30 protein-coding genes and 1 tRNA gene are annotated in these 25885 nt (G+C 64.4%); 10 read left to right on the top strand and 21 right to left on the bottom strand.

The features are described from left to right. Positions 1–50 precede the first annotated feature (50 nt). Both hemB and F8R15_RS08145 read left to right on the top strand, forming a co-directional pair. On the top strand, positions 51–1052 hold the full coding sequence (hemB, locus tag F8R15_RS08150) for a porphobilinogen synthase (protein WP_152844255.1): 1002 nt from the start codon (positions 51–53) through the stop codon (positions 1050–1052). Positions 1053–1193: 141 nt separating this feature from the next. Beyond that, on the top strand, positions 1194–1751 hold the full coding sequence (locus tag F8R15_RS08145) for a YSC84-related protein (RefSeq protein ID WP_078520647.1): 558 nt from the start codon (positions 1194–1196) through the stop codon (positions 1749–1751). Positions 1752–1850: 99 nt separating this feature from the next. Here the strand turns inward: F8R15_RS08145 and F8R15_RS08140 are convergent, their stop codons facing one another. From F8R15_RS08140 to F8R15_RS08125, 4 genes are all read right to left on the bottom strand, one after another. Beyond that, positions 1851–2474 carry a lytic transglycosylase domain-containing protein gene (locus F8R15_RS08140; RefSeq protein WP_078520646.1) on the bottom strand — a complete coding sequence of 208 codons (624 nt, stop codon included), beginning with the start codon at positions 2472–2474 and terminating at the stop codon, positions 1851–1853. A 116-nt stretch (positions 2475–2590) separates the two neighbouring features. Then, positions 2591–3082, bottom strand: coding sequence for a helix-turn-helix transcriptional regulator (locus F8R15_RS08135; RefSeq protein WP_232621768.1), 492 nt, complete (start codon positions 3080–3082; stop codon positions 2591–2593). Positions 3083–3136: 54 nt separating this feature from the next. After that, entirely contained in the window at positions 3137–3736 is a 600-nt protein-coding gene (locus tag F8R15_RS08130) for a cytochrome b/b6 domain-containing protein (RefSeq protein WP_152844254.1), read from the bottom strand. A gap of 85 nt (positions 3737–3821) precedes the next feature. Continuing rightward, positions 3822–4085 carry a PepSY domain-containing protein gene (locus F8R15_RS08125; RefSeq protein WP_158522159.1) on the bottom strand — a complete coding sequence of 88 codons (264 nt, stop codon included), beginning with the start codon at positions 4083–4085 and terminating at the stop codon, positions 3822–3824. A 275-nt stretch (positions 4086–4360) separates the two neighbouring features. Here F8R15_RS08125 and ssb point away from each other — a divergent pair, with 275 nt between their 5' ends. After that, entirely contained in the window at positions 4361–4876 is a 516-nt protein-coding gene (ssb, locus tag F8R15_RS08120) for a single-stranded DNA-binding protein (RefSeq protein WP_078601455.1), read from the top strand. 88 nt (positions 4877–4964) lie between these two features. Here the strand turns inward: ssb and F8R15_RS08115 are convergent, their stop codons facing one another. The 10 genes from F8R15_RS08115 to F8R15_RS08070 all read right to left on the bottom strand — a co-directional run bounded on the left by F8R15_RS08115 (position 4965) and on the right by F8R15_RS08070 (position 12781). Then, the gene (locus F8R15_RS08115) at positions 4965–5501 is read right to left on the bottom strand and encodes a DsbE family thiol:disulfide interchange protein (protein WP_152844253.1); all 537 of its coding nucleotides are present in this window, start codon (positions 5499–5501) and stop codon (positions 4965–4967) included. Further along, entirely contained in the window at positions 5494–5712 is a 219-nt protein-coding gene (ccmD, locus tag F8R15_RS08110) for a heme exporter protein CcmD (protein WP_078601456.1), read from the bottom strand. The genes F8R15_RS08115 and ccmD overlap by 8 nt, the downstream gene beginning before the upstream one ends. Further along, entirely contained in the window at positions 5709–6437 is a 729-nt protein-coding gene (locus F8R15_RS08105; protein ID WP_098410943.1) for a heme ABC transporter permease, read from the bottom strand. Before F8R15_RS08105 ends, ccmD begins: the two co-directional genes overlap by 4 nt. A gap of 80 nt (positions 6438–6517) precedes the next feature. Further along, complete coding sequence (gene ccmB / locus F8R15_RS08100; RefSeq protein ID WP_078550436.1) at positions 6518–7174, bottom strand: heme exporter protein CcmB; 657 nt, start codon at positions 7172–7174, stop codon at positions 6518–6520. 163 nt (positions 7175–7337) lie between these two features. Continuing rightward, positions 7338–7970 (bottom strand): heme ABC exporter ATP-binding protein CcmA, encoded by a 633-nt coding sequence (ccmA, locus tag F8R15_RS08095; protein WP_152844252.1) that lies wholly within the window; start codon positions 7968–7970, stop codon positions 7338–7340. Then, positions 7967–8347, bottom strand: a complete 381-nt coding sequence (locus F8R15_RS08090) for an Mth938-like domain-containing protein (RefSeq protein ID WP_078572361.1) — start codon at positions 8345–8347, stop codon at positions 7967–7969. Before F8R15_RS08090 ends, ccmA begins: the two co-directional genes overlap by 4 nt. Beyond that, positions 8331–9317, bottom strand: coding sequence for a protein translocase subunit SecF (gene secF / locus F8R15_RS08085; protein WP_078541011.1), 987 nt, complete (start codon positions 9315–9317; stop codon positions 8331–8333). Before secF ends, F8R15_RS08090 begins: the two co-directional genes overlap by 17 nt. Before the next feature lie 13 nt (positions 9318–9330). Further along, positions 9331–11001: a protein translocase subunit SecD gene (gene secD / locus F8R15_RS08080; RefSeq protein WP_152844251.1), complete on the bottom strand. Its 1671-nt coding sequence runs from the start codon at positions 10999–11001 to the stop codon at positions 9331–9333. 21 nt (positions 11002–11022) lie between these two features. Then, complete coding sequence (gene yajC, locus F8R15_RS08075) at positions 11023–11361, bottom strand: preprotein translocase subunit YajC (protein ID WP_078520633.1); 339 nt, start codon at positions 11359–11361, stop codon at positions 11023–11025. A 256-nt stretch (positions 11362–11617) separates the two neighbouring features. Further along, positions 11618–12781, bottom strand: coding sequence for a M20 aminoacylase family protein (locus F8R15_RS08070; protein ID WP_078550446.1), 1164 nt, complete (start codon positions 12779–12781; stop codon positions 11618–11620). 63 nt (positions 12782–12844) lie between these two features. On the opposite strand from F8R15_RS08070, the gene mazG reads away from it, so the two are divergent. Further along, positions 12845–13687: a nucleoside triphosphate pyrophosphohydrolase gene (gene mazG / locus F8R15_RS08065; RefSeq protein WP_152844250.1), complete on the top strand. Its 843-nt coding sequence runs from the start codon at positions 12845–12847 to the stop codon at positions 13685–13687. A 107-nt stretch (positions 13688–13794) separates the two neighbouring features. On the opposite strand, the gene F8R15_RS08060 is transcribed toward mazG, so the two are convergent. The 5 genes from F8R15_RS08060 to F8R15_RS08040 form a co-directional block, all read right to left on the bottom strand. Continuing rightward, on the bottom strand, positions 13795–14610 hold the full coding sequence (locus F8R15_RS08060) for a sulfite exporter TauE/SafE family protein (RefSeq protein ID WP_152844249.1): 816 nt from the start codon (positions 14608–14610) through the stop codon (positions 13795–13797). Positions 14611–14635: 25 nt separating this feature from the next. Beyond that, positions 14636–15634, bottom strand: a complete 999-nt coding sequence (gene dusA / locus F8R15_RS08055; protein WP_152844248.1) for a tRNA dihydrouridine(20/20a) synthase DusA — start codon at positions 15632–15634, stop codon at positions 14636–14638. Between the two features lie 77 nt (positions 15635–15711). Beyond that, positions 15712–15788 (bottom strand) — tRNA-Arg (locus tag F8R15_RS08050). 51 nt (positions 15789–15839) lie between these two features. Further along, the gene (aroB, locus tag F8R15_RS08045; protein WP_152844247.1) at positions 15840–16946 is read right to left on the bottom strand and encodes a 3-dehydroquinate synthase; all 1107 of its coding nucleotides are present in this window, start codon (positions 16944–16946) and stop codon (positions 15840–15842) included. Further along, positions 16939–17511 carry a shikimate kinase gene (locus tag F8R15_RS08040; protein WP_368731020.1) on the bottom strand — a complete coding sequence of 191 codons (573 nt, stop codon included), beginning with the start codon at positions 17509–17511 and terminating at the stop codon, positions 16939–16941. Before F8R15_RS08040 ends, aroB begins: the two co-directional genes overlap by 8 nt. A 234-nt stretch (positions 17512–17745) precedes the next feature. Between F8R15_RS08040 and F8R15_RS08035 the strand changes: the two genes are divergently transcribed. Genes F8R15_RS08035 through F8R15_RS08020 form a run of 4 tightly spaced genes read left to right on the top strand, consistent with a single transcriptional unit; the run spans position 17746 to position 21879 of the window. Beyond that, positions 17746–17955, top strand: coding sequence for a hypothetical protein (locus F8R15_RS08035; RefSeq protein WP_152844246.1), 210 nt, complete (start codon positions 17746–17748; stop codon positions 17953–17955). After that, entirely contained in the window at positions 17945–19549 is a 1605-nt protein-coding gene (locus tag F8R15_RS08030) for a hypothetical protein (protein WP_152844245.1), read from the top strand. The genes F8R15_RS08035 and F8R15_RS08030 overlap by 11 nt, the downstream gene beginning before the upstream one ends. Further along, positions 19546–20523 (top strand): site-specific tyrosine recombinase XerD, encoded by a 978-nt coding sequence (locus F8R15_RS08025; RefSeq protein WP_152844244.1) that lies wholly within the window; start codon positions 19546–19548, stop codon positions 20521–20523. Before F8R15_RS08030 ends, F8R15_RS08025 begins: the two co-directional genes overlap by 4 nt. Before the next feature lie 33 nt (positions 20524–20556). Next, complete coding sequence (locus tag F8R15_RS08020) at positions 20557–21879, top strand: HlyC/CorC family transporter (protein WP_078601467.1); 1323 nt, start codon at positions 20557–20559, stop codon at positions 21877–21879. A 140-nt stretch (positions 21880–22019) separates the two neighbouring features. On the opposite strand, the gene F8R15_RS08015 is transcribed toward F8R15_RS08020, so the two are convergent. Next, complete coding sequence (locus F8R15_RS08015; RefSeq protein WP_152844243.1) at positions 22020–22265, bottom strand: hypothetical protein; 246 nt, start codon at positions 22263–22265, stop codon at positions 22020–22022. Between the two features lie 123 nt (positions 22266–22388). On the opposite strand from F8R15_RS08015, the gene guaA reads away from it, so the two are divergent. Together guaA and F8R15_RS08005 are read left to right on the top strand one after the other, a co-directional pair. Further along, positions 22389–23951 carry a glutamine-hydrolyzing GMP synthase gene (guaA, locus tag F8R15_RS08010; RefSeq protein ID WP_078520622.1) on the top strand — a complete coding sequence of 521 codons (1563 nt, stop codon included), beginning with the start codon at positions 22389–22391 and terminating at the stop codon, positions 23949–23951. Between the two features lie 52 nt (positions 23952–24003). Continuing rightward, complete coding sequence (locus F8R15_RS08005) at positions 24004–24279, top strand: putative quinol monooxygenase (protein ID WP_078520621.1); 276 nt, start codon at positions 24004–24006, stop codon at positions 24277–24279. Positions 24280–24283: 4 nt separating this feature from the next. Here the strand turns inward: F8R15_RS08005 and F8R15_RS08000 are convergent, their stop codons facing one another. Continuing rightward, the gene (locus tag F8R15_RS08000; protein WP_152844242.1) at positions 24284–25840 is read right to left on the bottom strand and encodes a trimethylamine methyltransferase family protein; all 1557 of its coding nucleotides are present in this window, start codon (positions 25838–25840) and stop codon (positions 24284–24286) included. Between the last annotated feature and the right edge of the window lie 45 nt (positions 25841–25885).

The following is a 25885-nucleotide window of genomic DNA, read 5'->3' as shown; positions in this document are numbered from 1 at the left end:
TGTGGCACCGATCCATGGCACCCATTTGGCCGAGCCAGAGGAGCCTGCCGATGAACCCGATCCTTCCGCCCTTCCCCCACACCCGCCTGCGCCGGATGCGCCGTACTGCCGCGCTGCGTGATCTCGCGCAGGAACACCGGTTGAGCGTGAAGGACATGATCTGGCCGATCTTCATCACCGACGTGGCGGGCGCGGATGTCGAGGTGCCCTCGATGCCGGGCGTCGTGCGCCGCACGCTCGAGGGTGCTGTGCGCGCCGCCGAAGAAGCCGCAAAGCTCGGCATTCCCGCGATCTGCCTCTTTCCCTATACCGATCCGGCGGTGAAGACCGAGGCCTGCGAAGAAGCCTGGAACCCCGAGAACATCACCAACCGGGTGATCCGCGCGATCAAGGCCGAGGTGCCCGAGATCGCGATCATGACCGATATCGCGCTCGATCCCTACAATGCGAACGGCCATGACGGGCTGGTGCGCGACGGGATCATCCTCAACGACGAAACCGTTGAATGCCTTGTGAAAATGGGGATCGCGCAGGCCGAGGCCGGGGCGGATATCCTCGGGCCCTCGGACATGATGGACGGGCGGATCACGGCGCTGCGCTCGGCGCTCGAAGCTGCGGGCCATGCCGATGTGACGATCCTCAGCTATGCCGCGAAATATGCGTCAGGTTTCTACGGGCCGTTCCGCGATGCGGTGGGCGCCACCGGTGCGCTCAAGGGCGACAAAAAGACCTATCAGATGAACCCCGGCAATTCCGACGAGGCGATCCGGCTGGTCGCGCGCGATCTGTCGGAGGGTGCGGATATGGTCATGGTCAAGCCGGGGATGCCCTATCTCGACATCTGCCACCGCGTGAAGGAGCAGTTCGGCGTGCCGACCTATGCCTATCAGGTGTCGGGTGAATACGCGATGATCATGGCGGCGGTGAAGAACGGCTGGCTCGACCATGAAAAGGTCATGCTCGAAAGCCTGATGAGCTTCCGCCGCGCGGGCTGCGATGGTGTGCTCACCTATTTCGCGCCGGAGGCGGCGAAGCTGCTCGGTAACGGCTAAGCAGGGTCTTGCCACTTCAGCGTGAATTGGCTCAAGAAGAAGTGACAAAGCGGGTTCCCTCGTCTATTAATTGTGCCAAGCGGTCGTAATAAGACCAATCAGCCCGGCGCGAGATCGGGCATATCGAGCGGAGCGACAGACATGACGAAACTTTCCAGACGGACCCTTCTGGCGATGGGCGGTGCGGGGCTTGGCCTTGCAGCCTGCGGCAACGGCGTTGGCAGCGCAGGCAGCGCCAAGCTGGATGCGCGGGTCGATGCGACCCGGAACTACCTCCTGACGAAATATCCCGGCACCCGCGATCTCGAGAACAAGTCGGTCGGCGTGCTCTGGATGCCCTTGATGACCGAAGCGGGCTTCGGCATCGGCGGCGCATTCGGGCGCGGCGCGCTGCGGATCAACAACGTGACCGTGGATTACTACTCGGCAGCGGCGGCGAGCTTCGGTCTGCAGATCGGCGCGCAGCAATATGCCCATGCCCTGTTCTTCATGACGCCCGAGGCGCTGGCCGGCTTCCGCCGCGGCGATGGCTGGCAGCTGGGCGCGGATGCGCGCTATGCGGTGCCCGATCAGGGCGGCGCGATTTCGGCCTCCACCCTGACCTCGACCGCGCCGATCATCGCGCTGGTCTTCGGCCAGGCCGGTCTGATGGCGGGCGCGACGCTCGCGGGCACGAAATACACCCGGATTATTCCGTAAGATCAGCCGCTTCGGCGGCTCTCTTTACCCAAGACATAAAGAAAGCCCCGCAGATCGCTGATCTTGCGGGGTTTTTTTGTTTTCCGGCATCCTTAAGGATCATCCGCCGAGGATGATCCGCACATAATTCCGGGTCTCGCGATAAGGCGGAATACCGTTATGTTTCGCGACCGCCTCCGGCCCTGCATTGTAAGCCGCGAGCGCCAGTCGCCAGCTTCCGAACCGGTTATACATCATCTTCAGGTAGCGCGCGCCGCCTTCGAGGTTCTGCGCCGGATCGCGGGGGTTCACGCCGAGTTTGCGCGCGGTAGCGGGCATCAACTGCGCCAGCCCCATCGCGCCCTTATGCGAGCGCGCCTGCGGGTTCCAACCGCTCTCCTGCTGGACGAGACGCAGGAACAGATCGGTCGGGATGCCATGGCGCGAGGCCACCGATTTCGCGGTGCTCATATATTGGCCGCGATACTTGCCGTTGTAGCGCGGCACGTTCTCGACACTGGCGGTCTGGGTCAGCTTACCCTTGGGCGTCAGCCGCGAGGAATGTTCGTATTGCTGCGCGGCGCGGGTATCGAGAATGTTGGTCTGGTTTCGGAACAGCATCGCGCGGGATTTCGAAGAACTCCCCTGAAGCCGCAGCCCCTCTGCCTGGGCGCTCATTGGGCCCGCCATCACCGCTGCCGCGGCAATCGCCGCCAGCCCGAGAATTCCGATCGTTCTACGCATCGGCCCCCACCAATCACTGTCCACGTATTCTGGGGCAAACTATAGAGAAATCAGCGAAAAGTTAAAGCAAAACGCCAATCGCCTCGGCAACGTCCCGCCGATAAGCTGCCGTTACGTCAGATTGCGTGCGCCTGTTGCTTCTTCGCATCGGCCTTGATGGGGCCGTGAAACAGCTCCTCCACGAAGATCGAAACGAGCTGAGAGCGGCCGGACACGCCCGCCTTGCGATAGACCGAATTGAGATGGGATTTCACCGTGGCCTCGCTGGAGCCGCGGAAGGAGGCGGTCTCCGAGACCGAGAAGCCCTTGATGGTAAACGCTGCGACATCGGCTTCTGCGGGGGTCAGCCCCCATTGGTCGAACTGCGCGCTCATCATCTCGGCCATTGCGCCTTGTGCAGCCCCGATCGTGCGGTCGGCATGCGCCTGACGGCGCAACAGCGCCCAAAGCACGGCCGCCTCGACGACGATCCCCGCGATCAGGCCGAGATTGGCGAAAAGCTCCATGTTGAGATGCAGGGAGAGACGCCCGGCCTCGCGGAAGTCGTCGAACACGTCGGCCACGAAGAGCGATGTGCAGGCGGCTTGGAATATGATGAGGGCGACCAACGCGCCCTCTTTCGTCCAGATTGAGACTCGCTCTCGCGAAACCGCCATCGGCGCTTACCCTCTGTTGCCGCGGAACACCTTCTTACCGGTGATCATCGCGCGCGCAAGGTTCACGCGCAACCGGCGGCTTTCGAAGACAACGGCAGCGACATGGGCGGCAATCGAGACTTCGGCCCAGTTGACGGCGAGTTCATGCACTTCCTGAGGCCATTTCACGCCCCAATAGGCGTCAGTGGTCATCAACCAGCCCGATCCCGCGATGACGAGAAGCGTGATCAAAAGGTTGTAAATCATCAGCGCCCCGAGCGGCGAATGGCCCAGATGCGCGTGCCGCCTTCCCGTCGCCATATCGCGCAGCTGCGTCAGCGCGCCGGTGGGCGATGGCGGGAAATCCTTGAACCGTGCATGGCGCGTGCCGAACAGCCCCCAGAGGATCCGCGCGGTCACGAGCCCCGCGACCGTGTAGCCGATCCAGTGGTGCAGATCGTGCTTCGGCGAGGTGAAAAACGCATTGGCGGTGAAGAGGCCCGCAATGGACCAGTGGAACACCCGGATGAACGGGTCCCATACGCTATGCGCACCGACGGGCGGCGGTTCTGCGTGAGACGTCTCCTGCGACGGAAGATCGGTAAAGCTCGCGTCTTCGATGGCCATGATCGGGCCCTCCTGCTGCTTCTGGAAAGACTGGCGTGAGGAAGACGGGCCGGATTATACCGGCCCGTCGAAAAGGCGCTGACGATTAGTTGTCGCCCGAGCGCTTCACCTGCTTGAGGTTGGAATCGAAGTAGAGTTGGGCGCGCTTGCCGTCCTTCATCGCGTAGACTTCGATATAGCCGTCTTCCATTTCCATCCGGCGCACGTCGTAGCCCTGATTTTTCAGCTCGGCGGAAAGCTTCTGCTCTTTCGCCGGGGCCACGGCGCCTTCGCCACCTTCTGCGAGAGCGGGGAGAGTGGAGGCTGCGGCAATCGTGGCGCTCGCGGCGATCAGCATCAGGTATTTCATGGGGTATCTCCTCATGGGATGTAGGGTTGCTCGACCGGATCGGGTGGGGTTCGTCCCCGTGTGCCGTCCGGCTCGTCCAGACCTGTGGCAAACCCACGGCGCCATCTATCGGCACAAGGTTGGAAATCCGGGGCCGAAATCGCTCTCAAACCAAAGATGCACGCGGGATTTCGCCGCTTTCCGTCACGGTTGAGCGAAGCTTCGCCCCTAGGCTCCAGCGGGGCTCTGCTCTATACCCTTTGGGACCAATTCTAGAATCGCGAGGCGGAGGCAATATGGCAGGCAGCGTCAACAAGGTCATTCTGATCGGCAATCTGGGCCGAGACCCGGAGGTGCGGACCTTCTCGAACGGCGGCAAGGTGTGCAACCTGCGCATCGCCACCTCCGAGACGTGGCGCGACCGCAATACCGGCGAGCGCAAGGAGCGCACCGAATGGCATTCGGTCGCGATCTTCTCGGAGCCGCTGGCGAAAGTCGCGGAGCAATATCTGCGCAAAGGTTCGAAAGTCTATATCGAGGGCCAGCTCGAAACCCGCAAATGGCAGGACCAGAACGGTCAGGACCGCTACTCGACCGAGGTCGTGCTGCGCCCCTATCGCTCGGAACTGACCATGCTCGACGGGCCTGGCGGCTCGGGCGGCGGTCAAGGCGGCGGCGGCGGTGGCTACGGCGGCCCGTCCTCGGGTGGCGGCGGCTACGATGATGGCGGCGGCTATGGCGGCCCGTCCTCGGGCGGCTCCGGTGGCGGCGGCGGTGGCCGCTCGGATTTCGACGACGAAATCCCGTTCTGAGTTAGAGACAAGAAAGGCCCCCGAACCGGGGGCCTTTGCTTTTGATGCGATCGGGATCGGGGAAAGTGGCGCGCTTGCGCCCTGCCCTTTATTTCGCGGCCGTCTCGCCGTTCAGAAGCGGTCGCAGATCCGAGGCAATCACGCGCTCGGTCAGCGGACCGGCGAAGCGATAGAGCACCTTGCCCGTACCATCGATCACGAAGGTCTCGGGCACGCCGTAGACGCCCCAGTTCAGCGCCATCTTGCCGTTCGGATCGGCGCCGAGTTCGGCAAACGGATTGCCCATCTCGCTCAGGAAGCCCTGCGCTTTGACGGGCTTGTCCTTGTAATTGACCCCGTAGATCGGGATCCCCTCTTCGGCGAGCGCTTCGAGGTTGGGATGCTCCACCCGGCACGGCGCGCACCACGAGGCCCAGAAGTTTACCAGTTTGACCTTGCCGTCCTTCAGATCGGCATCGGTGAAGGGTTTGAAATCGCCCAGCGGTTCAAGCTGCACCGGCGGCGCGGACTTACCCGCAAAGGCGGTGGGGATTTGCGTCGGATTCTCGCGCTGCATCCCGACATAAGCGGCACCAACAAATCCGACGACCACGATCAATGGCAGCAGCATCAGCGGCTTAACCATGTGCGCCCCCTTTCCGGCGGGCCTCGGCCTCGGCCAATTGACGTTTCACCTTCGCGCCACGCATCAACGAGACGACGACGATCAGCACCAGAAGCACGACCGTCGAGGCCCAGGCGATGTTGACGGTTTCGGTGTAGGATTTGGTGGACGGGTCCACGAGGACGACGCCGCCCTCGGTGACGGTGCCGCCTTGCTCGGTCGTATCACTCATGCCATGCGCTCACGTTGCTGGATGGCGCCCAGTCGGCGCGCGCGGACCTCGGTGCGGGTGCGGATCAGCACCAGCGCGAGGAAGAAGAAGACGAACCCGGCCAAGCAGAGAAGCAGCGGGAACCAGTAGACATCGGCGATGTGCTGCTCGGAATCCATCGAGAGCGTCGCCCCCTGATGCAGCCCCTGGTTCCAGAAATTCGCTGCATAGCGCGAGAGCACCGCGAACACCCCGCCGACGAGGCTGAGCACGCCGGTCAGATCGGCGGCCGTGTCGGGGTTCTCGACCGCCGCCCAAAGCGCAATATAGCCAAGGTAGAACAGGAACAGGATCAGGAACGAGGTCAGGCGCGGATCCCATTCCCACCAGGTACCCCACATCGGCTGGCCCCAGACCGCGCCGGTGATCAAAGCGATCAGCGTCATCACCGCGCCGATGGGAGCGGCAGCTTTCGCGGCCAGCGCCGAGACATGGTGGCGGCGGATCAGCCAGATCAGCGAGGTCACGACCATCATCACCCAGATGTTGATCGCCATCATCGCGGCGGGGACATGGACATAGATCACCTTCACCGAGCCGCCGAAATTCTCGGCAGCCGGGACGAAGAAATAGCCCCAGACCAGCCCGACGATCAGCGTGATCGCGGCAATTCCCACCGTCCAGGGCAGGATCTTGTCCGTGGTCTTCATGAATTTGACGGGGTTGGCGTATTCCCAGATCGACATCTTGTTGTTCTGCTCACCTTCTGGCCAGGTTGGCTCTGTGTATCACGGCTCTTCCTATCACGGCGCGCGCGCGGGTTGCGCTAACGCAGATTGACGCGGATCGCGGCGGCCGAGGCGAAGGGCACCAGCGCGACCGTCGCCGCCGTGATCCCGGCCAGCATCAGAAGCGGTGTCTCAGTGTTCATCCCCTCGGCGCCACGGCGCACGAGCTCCGCACCGAAGATGAGGGTCGGCACATAGAATGGCAAGACCAGCAGCGACAACAAAAGTCCGCCGCGCTTCAGTCCGACCGTCAGCGCGGCCCCGAACGTGCCCAGAACCGATAGCGCCGGCGTGCCCAGAAGCAGTGAGATCACCATCCAGACATGCGCGCCTTGCGGCAGATGCAGCAAGATCCCGAACACGGGCGCTGCGACGACCAGCGGCAGCCCCGTGGTGATCCAATGCGCGAGCGCCTTGATCGAGACGACCCCTTCGAGCGGCACCGGCGCGGTGACCAGCAGATCGAGCGAACCATCCTCGTAATCGAGCGCAAAAATCCGGTCGAGCGAGAGCAGGCAGGCCAGAAGCGCGCCGACCCACAGGATGCCCGGCGCGATCCGCGCGAGGATCTTCCCCTCGGGGCCCACCCCGAACGGGACCAGCGTCACTACGATCAGGAAGAAGGCCAGCCCGAGGCCGAAGCCGCCGCCCGCGCGCACGGCGAGGCGCAGGTCTCGCATGAGAAGCGCGATCATGCCCGACCTCCTTCTGAAGCCAAGGGGGCGCTGCCCCCTTCGCGGCTGCGCCGCTCATCCCCTGGGATATTTCTGCCAATCCGAAACAGCGCGCAGGTCCTTTCGGCTTGGTCCAAATATCCCCGCCGGAGGCTCCCGACCGCGCCGATAGCGCGCCGCGCGATCATAGGAAAGCCTCGTCGAAAGCGCCCTGCATCCCGCCCTCTTCCGGCGTCTTGGCCTTGAAGGGCGTCAGGTCGAGCACGGAGGCCTCGTTCAGCCCGAGATCAATATGGGTCGCGATCAGCGCGGCTCCGCCCCCCGCCAGATGGCCGCGCACGGCCTCGGCGAAGAGCGCGACAGAGGCGGTGTCGAGCGACACGGTCGGCTCGTCCAGCACCCAGATCGGGCGGCCGGTGACCAGAAGCCGCGCAAGGCCGAGGCGGCGTTTCTGCCCGGCAGACAGGCTATGGGCAGGCCGCGTCTCGAGGCTTTGCAGGTTCATCCGCTCAAGCGCCGGTTCGATATCGCTGGTCGCATAGATTGAGGCCCAGAAGCCGAGGTTCTCGCGCACGGTCAGCGTGGATTTCAGCCCGTCGGAATGCGCGGCATAGGCCATACTTTCGGGCGGCATCGAGACCGTCCCGGCCAGCGCTGGTTGCAGCCCGGCCAAGGTGCGCAGAAGCGTCGTCTTGCCGACCCCGTTGGGGCCGCGCAGCACCAGCGCATGACCTGCATCGAGCGAAAAACTCAGGCCTTCCAGAACCGGGAGACCACCGCGCGAAACCGCGAACCCTTCGACCGACAGCATGCTCATTCAGGCGTCTCGGGGTTTTCCGGCATAGCGATCAGCGCGCAGCCGACCCGACGGCCCTCCGACAGCAGCACGTTATAGGTCCGGGCCGCCGAAGGCGTCGCCATGCCCTCGCACATCAGCCCCTCGGCCTCCAGCTCCGCCACGAGGTCCTTCGGCAGATGGGCGATCTCTTCGCCCGTGCCGATGAACAACACGTCGAGCTTGTCTGCCAGCGCACGCAGCGCAGCGCGGTCGTCCAGACCGCCCCAGCTGCCCATTTCCTCGCCCGCGACCCAGATCGAGCCTCGCGTGACCTCTCCGGCCACGCGGAAGAAACCCGGCCCGTAGCCGTCGATCGGCAGCGAGGCCCCGAAGTTTGCTTCAGTCAGTAGCGACATCCGTTTTGTCGAAGAACTTCTCCGAGGGGTCCTTCTTCTCCTTGTTGCGGTCGAGCCCGATGAACAGGACGATGTTCTTTGCGACATAGACCGAGGAATAGGTACCCACGATCACGCCCCAGGTCATCGCGAAGACGAAGTTGCGGATCACGTCGCCGCCCAGCACGAGCAGCGAAATCAGAGCGAGCAGCGTGGTGCCCGAGGTCATCACGGTGCGCGACAGCGTCTCGTTGACCGAGAGGTTCATCACCTCGCGCAGCGGCATCTTCTTGTATTTCACGAGGTTCTCGCGAAGACGGTCGAAGACGACGACGGTATCGTTGATCGAATAACCGAGGATCGTCAGCAGCGCCGCGATGATCGACAGGTCGAACTTGATCTGGAACAGCGCGAAGATCCCGACCGTGACGGTCACGTCATGGATCAGCGCGGCGACCGCGCCCACCGAGAACTGCCATTCAAAGCGTAGCCAAATATAGACGAGGATCGCGGCCACGGCGGCCAGAACGGACCAGATCGCGGTCCAGATCAGCTCGCCCGAGACTTTGGGGCCAATCGACTCGGTGGCGACGATCTTGATGTCCTTGTTCACCGATTTGAGCGATTCCAGCACCTTGGCCTGGGTGTCGGGGCTGATCGCCTCCTGACCGTCCTGCGCCTGAATGCGGATCGTGACGACCTTCTGATCGGCGCGGAAGTTCGGGTCATAGACCTGCGTGATCAGCACGTCGCCCAGATCGAGCGGCGCGATCGCGGAGCGGTAGGCCCCGATGTCGACCGGCTCGGTCTGATCGGCCTCGGTGCGGATCGTGGTGCCGCCCCGGAAGTCGATGCCGAGGTTCAGCCCCATCACGAGCACCAGCACGATCGAGGCCAGCACCATGAAGACGGAGAAGCCGAAGGTCGCGACCTGATGTTTGAAGAAGTCGAAGTTGGTCTTTTCGGGGACCAGTTTCAGACGGAATGCCATGTCTCGATCTCCCTTACAGTACCAGTTCGCGGGGACGACGGCGCGCGAACCAGATGCTCACGAACAGCCGCGTCACCCAGATCGCGGTGAAGACCGAGGTGATGATCCCGATCAGGAAGGTGACGGCGAACCCGCGCACCGGGCCTGCGCCCAGCACGAAGAGGATCACCGCCGTGAGGAAGGTGGTCACGTTCGCGTCGACGATGGCGGACATCGCGCGCTCGTAGCCGAGCTCGATCGCGCGGGCGGCTTTCGCCTTCTGCTGATTGCGCAACTCCTCGCGGATACGCTCGAACACGAGTACATTGGCGTCGACCGCCGTGCCCATCGTCAGCACGATCCCTGCGATACCGGGCAGCGTCAGCGTGCCGCCGATCACCGACAGGATCGCGAAGATCAGCGCGATGTTGATCGCCAGCGCCAGCGAGGCGAAGACGCCGAAGGTGCCGTAGGACGCGATCATGAAGACCACCACGAGCACTGCGCCGACGGCTGCGGCCATCTTGCCGGCCGCGATCGAATCCGCGCCCAGCTCCGGGCCGATGGTCCGCTCTTCGAGGAAGGTCATCGAAGCAGGCAGCGCACCGGCGCGCAGCAGCAGCGCAAGATCGGTCGCCTCTTTCACCGTGAACCGGCCGGTGATGATGCCCGAGCCGCCCGCGATATGCGATTGGATCGTGGGCGCCGAGATCACCTTGTTGTCGAGCACGATGGCGAAGGGTTTGCCGATATTGTTCTGCGTGTAATCGCCGAAGGTGCGAGCCGCGCTCGCGTTGAAGCGGAAGGCCACTGCCGGATAGCCGTTCTGGTCGGTATCGGGGCGCGCATCGGTCAGGTCCTCGCCGGTCACGACCGGAAGGCTGTCGAGGATGTAGTAGAGCCCCTTCTGATCGGCCGAGGGCAGGATTTCCTGATCCGAGCCCACCGCCTCGTTCGGGTTCGAACTGGTGCCGATCACCGAGTTGAAGGTCAGTTTCGCCGTGGTGCCGATCAGCTGCTTGATCTCCTGCGCGGAGCTTGCGCCCGGCACCTGGATCAGGATGCGGTCGGAGCCTTCGCGCACGATCGTGGGTTCACGGGTGCCCGCAGCGTCGATCCGGCGGCGCACGATCTCCAGCGATTGCTGCATCGTGCGGTCGTCGGTCGCGGCCTTCTCGGCATCCGAGAGCTGGATGATCAGCTGGTTGCCTTGGGTCGTGATCGCGAGCGTCTTCTGCCCCACACCGGTCAGCGACGAGACCGGGTTGTTCAGCGTCTCGGCGATCTTCTGGGCTTCCGCGATCTGGTCGGCATTGCCGATCTGGATACGCAGAACGCCCGGATCGGCGTTCAGACGACGGATCGAGCCGAGCGTACCGCGTTCGGCGGCGAGCGCCTTGCGGAACTCGGGCCAGAGCGCATCGACGCGCGCCTTGTAGACTTCATCGACATTGACCTCGGCCAGAAGCTGCGCGCCACCGCGCAGATCGAGGCCGAGATTGACGATGTCGGAGGGCAGCCAATCGGGCCAGCCAGCCTGCGCGGCCTGCTGCTCGGGCGTCAGAGACTCGCCCTTCGCGGCGGCGGCAACGGCATCGTTATGCCCCTCCACCCGGTTGTAAAAGATGTTCGGCGCGGCAAAGACGACCCCGATCAAAATGATGATCAGGATCAGCACGCGCTTCCACAGCGAGATGTGCAACATGGGGGACGGGCCTTTTATGGCTTATTCAGAGGTCTTGGCGGGTTCGGTGCGCGAAACAACCTGCACGATGGTCGATTTCACCACGCGGACTTTGACGCCCTGCGCGATCTCGACCTCGACCTCGCCGTCTTCCTTGATATGGGTGACTTTGCCGAGAATGCCGCCCTGGGTCACGACCTGATCACCGCGGCGCAGAGCCTCGAGCATCGCCTTGTGCTCCTTGGCTTTTTTCTGCTGCGGACGGATCAGCAGGAAATACATGATCACGAAGATCAGGATCAGGGGAAGGAACTGGCCGAACGCGGCGGCGGGGTTACTGGCGCCACCGGCGGCCTGCGCGAAAGCGGGGGTCACGAACATGATCTATGGTCCTTTGTCATGGGCCTTGGGGGCAGCAAGCCCCGGTTGTCGGCGCGCACCCTAGCCGTGGCCCTGAGGCTTGGCAAGGCGAAGCGGCCCCTGTGAACGCGTCCTCACGTCGCGGTGACGGGGCGAAAGGAAACGGGGCGCAGGCCCCCTGTCGCCAGAGGGCTGTGATCGGCAAGGAAAAAGGGGCTCTGCCCCCGCTCCTGCGGAGCGTCCCCGGGATATTTTCCCCAAGGGGAAGAGAGGCGGCTCAGCCCAGGGGCAAGGCGCGCTCGGCCAGACGGGCGAGGTAGGATGCGCCCACGGGCGCGGCCTCGTCGTTGAAATCGAAGCGCGGATGGTGGAGCCCCGCGCCCTCCCCGGTGCCCATGAAGAGATAGGCGCCGGGCCGGGCCGCCAGCATATATGCGAAATCCTCGGCCCCCATTTCGCGCGGAGCGTCAGTCACGACACGCTCGGGGCCTGCGATTTCACTTGCGACTTCGGCGGCGAACCCGGTCTCGTCGGGGTCGTTCACTGTGGGCGGGTAGCCACGCTCGTATTCAATTTCGACGCTGACGCCATGGGCCGACGCTATGCCTTCGCAAATCTCGCGTAGCCGTTTTTCCGCCAGATCACGGATGTCCGGCTCGAAGCAGCGAATCGTCGCGGTGAGAAACCCGCTTTCGGGAATGATGTTGAGCGCGGTGCCCGCATGGATCTGCGTGACCGAGACGACGAGCGCATCGCCCGCGCCGACATTGCGCGAAACCACCGTCTGCAGCGAAGTCACCATCGCCGAGAGCGCCGGGATCGGATCGATGCAGCCCTGCGGGGTCGCCGCATGGCCGCCGCGCCCCGTCACCGTCACCCGCGCCTCGTCGACCGAAGCGAGATAGGGGCCGGGCGTCGTGTAGAAATGTCCGAAAGGCAGCCCCGGCGCGTTGTGGATCGCAAAGACGCGCGAGATGCCGAAACGGTCCATCACGCCCGCATCGACCATCACCTCGGCCCCGCCGCCGTCTTCCTCGGCGGGCTGGAAGATCAGCGCCACGGTGCCTGCGAATTTCCGGGTCTCGGCCAAATAGGCCGCAGCCCCCAGAAGCATCGCCGTATGCCCGTCATGGCCGCAGGCATGCATCTTGCCGGGCGTCTCGGAGGCGTACTCCGCATGGGTTTCTTCCGTGATCGGAAGCGCGTCCATATCGGCGCGCAGGCCGATTGTGGCCCCCTCGCCCTGCCCTTTGATCAGCGCCACGATCCCGGTCTGCGCGATCCCTTCATGGATCTCATCCACCCCGATTTCACGCAGCCTTGCTGCGACAAACTCCGAGGTCTGGTGCAGATCGAAGCGCAGCTCGGGATGGCGATGCAGCCAGTGCCGCCATTCGGTCATTTGCGGGCCGAGATCGGCGATACGGTTGAGAACGGGCATAGTGGACTTCCCCTTGCGGGCTGGTTAGGCCAGAGGCATTCGCATGGCAGGAGGCAAGCTGCAATGGCCAAACCCGACGACGCACTCATCTTCGACGATACGGGCGATGCGGCCCATCAGTTCACTCGGCTGACCGCGATCATGGAATGCCTGCGTGATCCGGAGAGCGGTTGCCCGTGGGATCTGGAGCAGGATTTCGCCTCCATCGCGCCCTACACGATCGAGGAAGCCCATGAGGTGGCCGATGCGATCGCGCGCGAGGCTTGGTCGGAATTGCCGGGCGAGCTGGGCGATCTGGCGCTGCAGGTGGTCTATCACGCGCAGATGGCGTCCGAGGACGGGCGGTTCGATATCTCCGACGTGCTGCGCGCGATCAACGCGAAGATGGTGGCGCGCCATCCGCATGTCTTCGGGTCGGAGAGCCGCGAGAAATCGGCCGAACAGCAGACCGCCGATTGGGAAGCGATCAAGGCGGCCGAGCGCAAGGCTGCGGGTAAATCCGAGCGTGTGGGCGTGCTCGATGGCGTTGCTCTGGGCCTGCCCGCGCTGACCCGTGCGATCAAGCTGCAGAACCGCGCGGCGCGCGTGGGGTTCGACTGGCCCTCGACCGATGAGGTGCTCGACAAGATCGTCGAGGAAGCGCGCGAGCTGGAAGAGGCGCGCGACGAATTGGGCCCGGAGGAACTGGCCGAGGAATATGGCGATCTGCTGTTTGTGATGGTCAATCTCGGGCGGCATCTGGGGCTGGATCCGGAGGCGTCCCTGCGCGCGGCCAATCTAAAATTCACCAATCGGTTCAATCATATCGAGCGCGAACTTGAGGCGCGCGGCAAGGCGCCGAAGGACAGCGATCTGGCCGAGATGGATGCGCTTTGGAACGACGCGAAGGCGCGCAAGATCAAATGATGGAGGGGGCTCTGCCCCCGCGCGCGACTGCGCGCAGAACTCAGACGTTGAGGGGGCTCTGCCCCCGCGCTAGCGCGCCCCCCGGGATATTTTCGCCAAGAGGAAGTTCAGAGAAACGCTTTGCGCAGCATGTTCAGCGCGACGAGCATCAGGAAGCCCGCGAAGACGCGCTTGAGCTTCTTGGGGTCGAGCTTGTGGGCCAGTGCCGCGCCAAAGGGGGCGGTGATCGTCGTCATCGCGATGACGATCAGGAAGGCGGGGATGTTGACCGCACCGATCGAGTAAGGCGGCGCGTCGGCCACCGGCGTCAGCAGGAAGCCGATCGCGGAGGGCAGCGCGATGGTCACGCCGAAGCCTGCCGAGGTCGCGACCGCGCGGTGGATCGGGATACCGTGGAGCGTCTGCATCGGCGTGCCGATCGAGCCGCCGCCGATACCCAGAAGCACCGACAGGAAGCCCATCAGCGGGCCGAACCACGCGCGGAAGATCCCACCCGGCAATCCATCCGAAATCCGCCAGGTCGATTTGCCGAACATCATGTAGCAGGCGATCACCAGCACCATCACCGCGAAGATGATCTGCATGGTCGAAGAGCGCAGCTGATGCACCACCAGCACCCCGATGATCGCACCGATGGCGATGGGGGCGATCCATTGTTTGAGGATGTCCCAATCGACCGCGCCCTTGCGGTTATGGGCCATGACCGAGCGGATCGAGGTCACGATGATCGTGGCCAGCGAGGTCGCGACGCAGACCTGCATCAGATCGTTCGATCCGTAGCCCAAGCCGCTGAAAAGATAGAAGAAGGCTGGCACGAGGACGATCCCGCCGCCGACCCCCAGAAGCCCCGCCAGAACGCCTGCGAACGCCCCCACTGCCAACAGGATCAAGACGAGCGGTGCGAGCGTGGCGAAATCGGGCATGTCGGGAAATCTCCTTGGGTTCCGCTCAGTTAACCCGTTCACGTACGGCTGACAACGCACTCTCGAAAAGTTCAACCCCGGCGCCGTCGCGGGTCGCGCCTTCCGACAGGATCTGCCGGAAGCGGCGCGCGCCGGGCTTGCCGTGGAACAGGCCGAGCATGTGGCGGGTGATCTGGTGCAGCCTGCCGCCGCGCTCGAGATGGCGCGCGATATATGGGATCATCGCCTGCGCCGCGTCGAAGGGATCGCGGGCCTCGCCCTGCCCCCAGATCCGCTGATCGGCGGCGCCCAGCACTTCCATCGGCTGATGATAGGCGGCACGACCCACCATGACGCCGTCGAGCCCTTGGGCGAGTTCGGCCTCGGCCGCGGCGAGATCTTTGATGCCGCCATTGATCGACAGATGGAGCTGCGGATAGGTCGCCTTCATCGCGTGGACGAGCGGGTAATCGAGCGGCGGGATCTCGCGGTTATCCTTGGGCGAGAGGCCCTGCAGCCAAGCCTTGCGGGCGTGGATCGTGATGCGGGTCACGCCGGCTGCGGCGACCTTCTCGATGAACTCGGGCAGCACTTCCTGCGGGTCCTGATCGTCCACCCCGATACGGCATTTGACTGTGACTTCAACGGGTTGCGCCGCGATCATCGCGGCACAGCACTCGGCCACCAGATCGGGCGACTTCATCAAAACCGCGCCGAACGCACCGGACTGCACCCGATCGGACGGGCAGCCGCAGTTGAGATTGATCTCGTCATAGCCGAAATCCGCGCCGACCTGCGCCGCCTCGGCCAGTTCTTTCGCGTCCGAGCCACCGAGCTGCAGCGCCACCGAATGTTCGGCGGCGTCAAACCCCAGTAGACGATCGCGATCGCCGTGAATCACCGCAGGCGCCGTCACCATCTCGGTATAGAGCAGCGCGTTGCGGCTGATCTGACGGTGGAAGTAGCGGCAATGGCGGTCGGTCCAGTCCATCATCGGCGCGACCGAGAGCTTCGCTGCGCGGATCAGGGCGTCATCTGTCGTCATCGCGTCTCTCATCGGGTCTGTCTCGATAGCGTCTGTGCCGCCCCCAAGGCGCTGAAATTCCGGAAACTGGGGGGAAGTGGCGCACCCAGAAGGATTCGAACCTTCGGCCTCTGCCTTCGGAGGGCAGCGCTCTATCCAGCTGAGCTATGGGTGCCTGAAGCGGCGTATAAAGAAGGAGCGCGCGGCTCGCAACTGGGAAATCGGCTTACCGCGCGGCCAGCGCGTCGTCGAGCACGCCTGCCAGCACATCGCGCGGCACATCCGAGGTCACGAAAGCCTCCCCGATGCCGCGCGCGAGGATAAAGCGCAGCTTGCCGTCGAGCACTTTCTTGTCCTGCGCCATCAAGTCGATCAGCGCGTCGCGGCCCGGCAGATCGCCTTCGATATCGGCCAGATCGGTCTTCATCCCCATGTCGCGCAGATGCGCACGTACGCGGCTCGGGGCTTCTTGCGAACACAGGCCGAGGCGTTGGCTCAACTCGAACGCCATCGCGCAGCCGATCGCCACGCCCTCGCCATGCAGGAGCCGGTCGGAATAACCGGTCGCGGCCTCCAGCGCGTGGCAGAAGGTGTGGCCGAGATTGAGCAGTGCGCGGTCGCCCTCCTCCGTCTCGTCGCGGGCCACGATCTCGGCCTTCATCTCGACCGAGCGTTTCACCGCATGCAGACGCTTTTGCATATCGCCCGCGGCCATCGCAGGCGCGTTGGCCTCGAGCCAGTCGAAGAATTTCGCATCGCCCAGAAGCCCGTATTTCACCACTTCGCCATAGCCCGCGAGGAAGTCGCGCGGCTCGAGCGTTCCCAGCACGTCGAGATCGGCCAGCACCAACGACGGCTGATGGAAGGCGCCGATCAGGTTCTTGCCCTGCGGCGCGTTGATCCCGGTCTTGCCGCCCACGGAGCTGTCGACCTGCGCGAGAAGCGAGGTTGGGATCTGCACGAAACGCACGCCCCGGCGCAGCACGGCGGCCGCAAACCCAACCAGATCGCCGATCACGCCGCCGCCCAAGGCGATGACGATATCCTTGCGCTCGACTTTCTGCTCCAGCAGCCATTCGACGGTGCGGGTGAATTGCGGCCAGCTTTTCGTGCCCTCGCCCGGCGGCAGGGTCAGCGAGACCATCTCGATATCGCCAAGGCCGCGGCGCAGGGTCGCGAGATGCAGATCGGCCACCGTTTGATCGGCGACGACAGCCACGCGCGGACGGCGCAGCAGGGGCGCGATCTCGGTGCCAGCATTTTCCAAAAGCCCGGTGCCGATGCGCACCTCGTAGGAACGCTCGCCCAGCTCGACCGGCACGATCTCACGCATCTTTCACCTCTTCGATCAATCCATCCACCTCGCGCAAATGGCTCACCACCTTGCGCGCCATGCCCTGCACCGACAGGCCCGGCTCGGCCTCGACCACGATCTGCGCTTTCTCGTAATGCGGAAGGCGCGCCGCGAGCAGATCGCTCAGCGTCCGCTTCGGGTCGGCCGTGCGCAGCAGGGGCCGCGTGTTCTTGTGGCGCACCCGGTTCCACAGGATCTCCAGATCCGCCTTCAGCCAGACCGAGACGCCAAGTCGGTTGATCAGCTCGCGGTTCTTCTCGGACAGGAAGGCCCCGCCCCCGGTGGAGATCACGCCGGGCGGGCCCATCAGCAGCCGCTCCAGCACTTCCGATTCGCGAGCGCGGAAGAACGGCTCGCCGTCGCGGGCGAAAATCTCGGCCACCGTCATCTGGGCGGCGCGTTCGATTTCATGGTCGCTGTCGAGGAATGCCGAATCGAGCATCTTGGACAGAGCAGTGCCGACCGCCGTCTTGCCCGAGCCCATCATGCCGACGAGCACGACGGAGCGCGTCAGATGCCCCTCGATCCCGGTTTCGCCTTCCACCTAGCGCCCCCTGCCTCGCGTCGCCTGCGGTATTCCTGCCCTGTCAATCCCGGCGGGACGGACAAGGCTTGCCATCGGCGGAGCCTTGCACAATCGTGACGCAGGACCCCTTGAATGGCGTGAACTTCCCTGAAATGCCATATATGATCAACGCGAAACCGCAACCAAGAACGGCCCGCCCGCCGAGAGACACGTTATGGGACGGGCCGCGACAGACGGCAGAAAAGAGAGATTATGGGGCGCATCTTCAAGCTTATCGTCATCCTTCTGGTGCTTGGCGCGATCGGCGTGATCGGCTTTGCTTACTTGGGCGACATGAGCCCCGACAGTCAGGAACAGCGGATCGAAGTCACCCTGCCCGACGGCTCGGGCATGGCGGGCACGAGTAATTCCGATGCAGGTACTGCGACAGACACTGACAGCGAGGCTGCGAGTGGCAACTGATCGCCGTGCGGCGACCCTTGGCCTGATCTGGCTGAGCGGGTTCGCGCTTGGCGGTCTGGTGGCGGGTTCCGCCGCCGCGCAATCGAATGCCGCGGCGGACGCAACCCCTACCGCCAGCAGCCCTATGTCGGCGATTGACTGGCTGTCACATTCCCTGAAGTCGGCACCGCGCGACGGCCCGGCGGGCTCGACTGCCCCGGTCACCGGGGCGGGCGGAATCGAAGATATCTCGGTACTCTCGCTCGACGCGCCCTCCGCCGATACTTTGGGCCTCCTGACGCCGGATCGCACCGGGTTGCCGCGCGATCTTTGGGGCAAGACCCCCGAACCGGAACTGGCGCAGGCGCTGCGGGCGATGCCGCTCGATCAGTTGCCCGCGCTGCGGGAGCTGAGCCTGACGCTACTGCTGGCCGAGCTGAACCCGCCGCAGATCGAGACGCCATCACAGCGCAACCAGCTGTTCCTTGCCCGGATCGACCGGCTTCTGGACATGGGCGCGCTGGAACAGGCCAATGCGCTTTTGGGACAGGCAGGCACCGCCAGCCCCGAGATTTTCCGCCGCAGCTTCGACGTGGCGCTGCTGCTGGGGCAGGAGAACCGCGCCTGCAAGATCATCCAACGCACGCCCGGTATCGCGCCGTCTTATGCCGCGCGGGTGTTCTGCCTTGCACGCAACGGGCAATGGGACACGGCCGAGCTGACCTATGGCACGGGGGCCGCGCTGGGGCAGATCCCCGCGGAGGATCGCTCGCTGCTGGAGCAATTCCTCGACCCGGCCCTGGCCGAAGAGGCCGGGGATGCGCCGCCCCCCGATCACGTCACACCGCTCGCGTTCAAGATGATGGAGGCGATCGGTCAGCCGCTGCCCACCGCAACGCTGCCGTTGGCCTTCGCGCAGGCCGATTTGACCGAGAATAACGGCTGGAAATCCCAATTGGAGGCCGCCGAGCGTCTGGCCCGTGCGGGTGTCCTTGATCCGAACCGGCTGCTGGGGCTCTATACCGAGCGTAAAGCGGCGGCGTCGGGGTCCCTCTGGGATCGCGTGTCGGCCGTAAGTGCGCTCGATCAGGCACTCGAGGCGAGCGATACCGACAGGGTCACGACCGCCCTGCCCGCCGCTTATGACGTGATGGCCTCGGAAGATCTCGCGCCGGTTCTGGGCGCGCTGTTCGGCGACCAGCTCGCGGGGATGAACCTGCCGGGCCGCGCGGGCCGCCTTGCCTATGAACTGAGCCTGCTGACCCCGAATTACGAAGAAAACGCCCGCAAAGGCACACACGATTCCGCGCAGGCCGCGCTGCTCAAGGGGCTGGCCGCAGGCGATACCAGCGCAAACCCCGCAAGCGGCGCGCGCGATCAGGCGCTGAAGGCGGTCTTCGATGCGCCGCCGGGTGCCGCGCCCGACCGCTACAAGGGATTGCTGCCTGATCAGCTTGGCCTCGCACTGATCGAGGCGATCGGGGATGTGGGCGAAGGCTCGAAGGGCGACTATCCGCGCCTGCAGGACGGGTTGAGCCTGCTGCGACTGGCCGGGCTGGAAACCGTCGCGCGGCGCGCCGCTATCGAGCTGATCGTGCTGGGAGATCGCGGATGACCGGACCCGGTTCAGACGCGCCGCCCGATCCGCAATGGCTGCCGAGTTTTCTCGACGCGCAATCCGCCGAAGCCGGTGCCGCGCGCAACACGATCCTGAGTTATGGGCGCGATCTCAATGACTTCGCGGGGTTTCTTCAGGCGAAGGAGCTGAGTTACGCGACCCTGACCCGCGCCGATATCGAGACCTATCTGATCCGCTGCGAGGCGGAGGGCTTGGCGAAATCGACCCGCGCGCGCAGGCTCTCGGCGATCCGGCAGCTTTACCGCTTCGCCTATGAGGAAGGCTGGCGCGCCGACAATCCGGCGATCCGCATCGCAGGCCCCGGCCGCGCGCAACGCCTGCCGAAAACGCTGAGCCTCGAAGAGGTCGAGGCGCTGCTGGAGGCCGCCCGCGATCAGGGCCGCTCGCAGAAAGACCAGATCCGCAATCGCTGCCTGATGGAGCTGCTCTATGCGACGGGGATGCGGGTCTCCGAACTGGTCTCGCTGCCGGCGTCCTCCGCGCGCGGCGATCCGCGGATGCTGCTCGTGCGCGGCAAGGGCGACAAGGAGCGGATGGTGCCGCTCTCGCCACCGGCGCGCGAGGCGCTGGCCGCTTGGCTGACCGCACGCGACGAGGCCGAGGAACAGGCCCGCATCGAACATCGCGCGCCGCCCTCGCGTTTCCTCTTTCCCTCGGGCGGCAAGGAAGGTCACCTGACGCGTCAGGGCTTTCACAAGCTGCTGAAGGACATCGCGGTGAAGGCCGGGGTCAGCCCCGCCAAGGTCACGCCCCACGTCTTGCGCCACGCCTTCGCCACCCATCTACTGCAAGGCGGCGCGGATCTGCGCGCGATCCAGATGCTTCTGGGGCACGCGGACCTGTCGACCACGGAGATTTACACCCATGTCCTCGACGAACGGCTCAAGGAGCTGGTGCTGACGCATCACCCGCTGGCGAAACCGCGCGGCAAAAGTGACGGCACCGCTTGAATGCGCCCTGCCCGCGCCCCATAACCTGACACCATGGAAAACACTCTCGATTTTGCTTTCTGGCTCACCGCCGGTTCGATCATACTGCTGCTGGCGCTCTCGGCCTTCTTCTCGGGCTCGGAAACCGCGCTGACGGCGGCCAGCCGCGCCAAGCTGCGTGCGCAGGCCGATAAGGGCGAAAGCGGCGCGAAAACCGCGCTGGAAGTCACCGAGGATAGCGAACGGCTGATCGGCGCGATCCTCCTGGGCAACAACGTCGTCAACATCCTGTCCGCCTCGCTGGCGACGGCTTTGATGACGCGGGTCTTCGGGCAATCGGGGGTGGCGCTGGCGACGCTGGTGATGACGGTACTGGTGCTGGTCTTCTCGGAAGTGCTTCCCAAGACCTACGCAATCACACTGCCCGAGAAAGTCGCCTCGAAGGTCGCGGGGCCGATCCGCGTGGTCACACTCGTCCTCGCCCCGATCGTCGCGATCGTGCGGATGATCGTGCGCGGCATTCTCTATGCCTTCGGGATGCGGACCGACAAGGACACCCATATGTTCTCGATCCACGAGGAGATCGCGGGCGCGCTGGCGCTTGGGCAATCCGAGGGCACGGTCGACAAGGAAGACCGCGACCGGCTGTTGGGCGCGCTCGATCTGGGCAATCGCACGGTCGAGGAGATCATGCTCCACCGGAGCCAGATCGAGATGATCGATATCGAGGAAGATCCCGACACGATCCTGACGGCGGTGCTGTCCTCGCCTCATACCCGCCTGCCGCTCTATCGCGGCGAGCGCGAGAACGTGGTGGGCGTCATCCACTCGAAAGACCTGCTGCGTGCGGTCGAGAAGGTCGTGCGCGGGGGTGACGGGACGTTGGAAAGCGTCGCCGATCTCGACATCGCCAAGGTGATGATGAAGCCCTATTTCGTCCCCGAGACGACGCCTCTCGACGAGCAAATGCAGGAATTCCTGAAACGCCGTACCCATTTCGCGCTGGTGGTGGACGAATATGGCGATCTGCGGGGTCTGCTGACGCTGGAGGACATCCTCGAAGAGATCGTCGGCGAGATCACCGACGAGTTCGACCCCAAGGCCGAGAAGCGTCTGAAGCCCACCGAGAGCGGCGATTACATCGTCGACGGGGCGATGACGATCCGCGACCTGAACCGTGAGACCGACTGGACGCTGCCCGACGAAGAGGCCAACACCGTCGCCGGTCTGGTGATCCACGAGGCGCAGACGATCCCGACCGAGGGGCAGGTGTTTTCCTTCCACGGCTTCCGCTTCGAGGTTGCGGGTCGCAAGGACAACCGGATCACGCGGCTGAAGATCCGGCCGCTGATCCCAGGCGGCTATCCGGAGAGCTAAGAGGCAATGGCGGAGGGGGCGCTGCCCCCGCGGCTACGTGGCCCTTCGCTTGCGCTTCGGGCGTTCGGCGGGGCGTCCTTCCACTGGAAGGCCGCGCGTCCCGCCTCACCCCCCGGGATATTTTTGCCAAGAGGAAGGGGTCAGTCGCAGGCGCAACCGGGCCCGCGATGACAGGCCTTCGAGCGACTGATGCAGCTATCGCCGCAGGCTTTTCCCTTGGAACAGTGTTTGCAGCACGCGGCGAAGAGCGCGGGGTTCGGATCGGCAAGCGAGAACAGAGTCGCCTTGGCCTGATCTGCCTGGACCCGCTGGGGCGGCTCGTCGGATTGGGCGGATTGCGCGAAGGAAAGCGACGCGACCACGGCGACGGCAAAAATGCGTTTCAAATGGGCTCTCCGTGAAAATTCTCGCGTTAACTAAGGTTAATTTCGCGCGACGATGCCTTTGAGGCAAGCTTCGTCTTACCTGCCCTCTTGCCAAGCGCGAAAACGCGTCCTAATGCCAACGGCATGACAGACCATCAGCGCCTCCTCATCATCGACTTCGGCTCTCAAGTCACGCAGCTGATTGCGCGGCGGCTTCGCGAGCTGAATGTTTACTGCGAAATCCATCCCTATCAGAACGTCACCGACGCCTTCCTGAAAGAGTTCGCCCCGAAAGCGATCATCTTCTCGGGCGGACCGGATTCGGTTACGCGCGAGGGCTCTCCCCGGCCGCCGAAATCGGCCTATGAGCTGGGCGTGCCGATCCTCGGCATCTGCTACGGCCAGCAGGTGATGATGCAGGATCTGGGCGGTCTGGTGGAGGCCAAGCACGGCTCCGCCGAATTCGGGCGCGCCTATGTGACGCCGACCGAGACGCGGATCGATCTGCTGACCGGCTGGTTCATGGATGGCGCGGGCCGCGAGCAGGTCTGGATGAGCCATGGCGACCATGTCAGCCGCATCGCGCCGGGCTTCGAGGTCTATGGCACCTCGCCGGGCGCACCGTACGCGATCACCGCCGATCTGAGCCGTCGCTTCTACGCGGTGCAGTTCCACCCGGAGGTGCATCACACGCCCAACGGCAAGACGCTCTACGAGAACTTCGTGCGCGACGCGGGCTTCACCGGCGACTGGACGATGGACGCCTATCGCGACGAGGCGATCCGCCAGATCCGCGAGCAGGTGGGCGACAGCCATGTGATCTGCGGTCTGTCCGGCGGCGTCGACAGCTCGGTCACCGCGATCCTGCTGCACGAGGCGATCGGCGATCAGCTGACCTGTGTCTTCGTGGATCATGGCCTGCTGCGGATGAACGAGGCCGAGGAAGTGGTCACGATGTTCCGCGACCATTACAACATCAAGCTGATCCATGCCGATGAGAGCGAGCTGTTCCTCGGCGAGCTGGAAGGCGTCACCGACCCTGAGGTCAAGCGCAAGACGATCGGGCGCCTCTTCATCGACGTGTTCCAGAAATATGCGGGTGAGATCGAGGATGCGAGCTTCCTCGCGCAGGGCACGCTTTATCCCGATGTCATTGAATCGGTGAGCTTCTCGGGCGGCCCTTCGGTCACGATCAAGTCGCACCACAATGTGGGCGGTCTCCCCGAGAAGATGGGCCTCAAGCTGGTCGAGCCGCTGCGCGAGCTGTTCAAGGACGAGGTCCGCGCGCTGGGTCACGAGCTGGGTCTGCCGGCGTCGTTCATCGGCCGTCACCCCTTCCCCGGCCCCGGCCTCGCGATCCGCTGCCCCGGAGAGATCACCCGCGACAAGCTGGAGATCCTGCGCAAGGCCGACGCGGTCTATATCGACCAGATCCGCAAGCACGGGCTTTATGACGAGATCTGGCAGGCCTTCGTCGCGATCCTGCCGGTGCGCACCGTAGGCGTGATGGGCGACGGGCGGACTTATGACTACGCATGTGCCCTGCGCGCGGTGACATCGGTCGACGGGATGACGGCGGATTACTACCCGTTCAGCCACGAGTTCCTCGGCGAGACCGCGACGCGGATCATCAACGAGGTGAAGGGCATCAACCGGGTGACCTACGACATCACCTCGAAGCCCCCCGGCACGATCGAGTGGGAGTGAGTTTCAGGCCCGCGTCCGAAAGGCGCGGGCCTTTTCTTTTGGGGAGACAAAGATGGCCGTCAAACTGACCGGGCGCCTGATCTGCGCCGATGCCGCCGAGGTCGGAATTGTCCGCGTTCACCTGCCCGAGCATATCGCGCTGACTCATGCCGAGCCGGGATGCGAGATGTTCGAAGTCAGGCAAGGAGCCGATCCGCTGGTCTTCACCGTCACGGAACGCTTCACCGACCGGGCCGCGTTCGAGGCACATCAGGCGCGGACGAAGGCCTCGGAATGGGGCCGCGCGACCCAGGGGATCGCGCGGGACTATCAAATCGAGGAAGACTGAGCGGTTACAGGAAGGCGTCGGGCACTTCGGCCTTCTTGCGCGCGACATAAGCCGCCAGCGCCTCGGCGACGCTCGGATCCATCGCGGGCTGCTGATACTCGCTGAGCATCTTCTCGACCCGCTTCGTCGCCAGCGCCATCGTGTCGGGCGCGCCCTGCTCTTCCCAGGTCTCGAAGGGGCGGTAATCGAGCAGTTTCGTGCGCCAGAACGCATCCTTGAAATTGGCCTGCGTATGGGCGCAGCCGAGATAGTGACCGCCGGGGCCGACCTCGCGGATCGCATCCATCGCCTGACCGTTCTCCGAAATATCGACGCCCTTGGCGAGGCTGTGCAGGATGCCCAGCTGGTCGGCATCCATCACGAATTTCTCGTAGGACGAGACCAGACCGCCCTCAAGCCAGCCGCAGCCGTGCAGCATGAAGTTAACGCCCGCATAGAGCCCGTTATTGAGCGTGTTCGCGGTCTCGTAAGCGGCCTGCGCATCGGGCAGCTTGGATCCGGTGAAACCGCCCGCCGAGCGATACGGCAGGTTCAGACGCCGCGCGAGCTGACCCGCGCCCAGCGTGATCAGCGAGGCTTCCGGCGTACCGAAGGTGGGCGCGCCCGAGTTCATGTCGATCGAGGTGACAAAGGCCCCGAAGATCACCGGCGCACCGGGACGGATCAGCTGGGAATAGGCCACGCCCGCCAGCACTTCGGCCAGCACCTGCGTCAGCGTGCCCGCAACCGAGACTGGCGCCATCGCGCCACCGACGATGAAGGGCGAGATGATGCAAGCCTGATTGGCCTTCGCATAGACCTCGAGCGCCCCCATCATCGTGGAGTCGAAGGTCAGCGGCGAGTTGATGTTGATGAGCGAGGTCATCACGGTGTTGTTGTCGACGAACTCGTCACCGAAGAGGATCTTCGACATCTCGACGCTGTCGGCGGCGCGCGAGGGCTCGGTGACCGAGCCCATATAGGGCTTGTCGCTCAGCGTCATATGCGCGTGGAGCATGTCGAAATGGCGCTTGTTCACCGCCACATCGGTCGGCTCGCAGACGGTGCCGCCCGAATGGTGGACCCATTTCGACATGTAGCCGAGTTTCACGAAGTTCCGGAAATCCTCGATCGTCGCGTAGCGGCGGCCACCCTGGCTGTCGCGCACGAAGGGCGGGCCGTAGACCGGAGCGATGACGAGGTTGCGCCCGCCGATCTCGACATTGCGCTCGGGGTTACGCGCGTGTTGGGTGAATTGCAACGGCGCGGTCGCGCAGAGCTTGCGGGCAAGGCCGCGCGGAATACGCACGCGCTCGCCTTCGATCGAGGCTCCGGCCTCGCGCCAGCGTTCCAGCGCTTCGGGGTTCTCGACGAAGTTGACGCCGATCTCTTCGAGCACGGTTTCCGCGTTATGCTCGATGATCTCGAGGGCTTCCTCGTTCAGGATTTCCATGTCGGGAATGTTGCGCGTGATGAAGCGCGAGAACTCCACCTTCACGGCCGTGCGTTCGGCCCGACGGGCTGCCCCGCCACCACCGCGCGCGCGACGCCCCACACGTTCACCCAGTTCCGAATCGGCCATGATTGCCTCCGCCCGTTTATCTCGCCTCAAACTAACGGGCAGAGG

The organism is Thioclava sp. JE_KL1, from assembly GCF_009296265.1.
GTDB lineage: Bacteria > Pseudomonadota > Alphaproteobacteria > Rhodobacterales > Rhodobacteraceae > Thioclava.
Note: the sequence above shows the minus strand (reverse complement) of the source record. Positions and strands in the feature narration are given on the sequence as shown.